The sequence below is a fragment of the Anaerosporomusa subterranea genome, assembly GCF_001611555.1.
Classification (GTDB): Bacteria; Bacillota; Negativicutes; order Sporomusales; family Acetonemataceae; genus Anaerosporomusa; species Anaerosporomusa subterranea.
Genome location: NZ_LSGP01000004.1, coordinates 1 through 782 on the forward strand (window position 1 = coordinate 1; position 782 = coordinate 782).

The 782-nt window shown below is 52.3% G+C and carries 1 pseudogene; it reads left to right on the forward strand.

Going from position 1 to position 782, the window contains the following annotated elements:
- Positions 1–14: 14 nt before the first annotated feature.
- Positions 15–782: pseudogene (locus AXX12_RS01780) on the forward strand (GTP-binding protein); the annotation flags it as partial.

Genomic DNA, 782 nt, shown 5'->3' on the forward strand with positions numbered 1-782 from the left:
AGGAGGAATTGAGAATGGCAAAGAAAAAGTTTGAAAGAACAAAACCCCACGTAAATATCGGGACTATCGGCCACGTTGACCACGGTAAGACTTCGCTGACAGCAGCGATCACGATGACGCTGGCTAAAGCTGGTGGCGCCGAGTTCATGGCGTATGATCAAATCGATAAAGCGGTGCGATTCTGGTTGTTAGCGCAGCTGACGGCCCGATGCCACAAACCCGCGAGCACATCCTGCTCTCCCGCCAAGTTGGCGTACCTGCCATGGTCGTCTTTTTGAACAAAGCGGACATGGTTGATGACGCAGAACTGATGGAACTGGTTGAGATGGAAGTTCGCGAACTGCTGTCAAGCTACGAATTCCCTGGCGACGACATCCCTGTCGTATCCGGTTCTGCTACCAAAGTTCTCGAGTGCGGCTGCGGCTCACGCGAGTGCAAATGGTGCGGCAAGATTCATGAATTGATGGATCAAGTTGACAGCTACATCCCGACGCCTGAACGCGCAACGGACAAACCGTTCCTGATGCCTGTTGAGGACGTATTCACGATCACTGGTCGTGGAACTGTTGCAACCGGTCGTGTAGAGCGCGGTTCGGTCGCAAAGAAATTGAGCGCGGTCAAGTTTTGGCGAAACCAGGCTCAATTAAACCGCACACGAAATACAAAGGCGAAGTATACGTCCTGTCAAAAGAAGAAGGCGGCCGTCACACCCCGTTCTTTAACGGCTATCGTCCGCAATTCTATTTCCGGACAACTGACGTAACTGGCGTTGTCACTCTTCC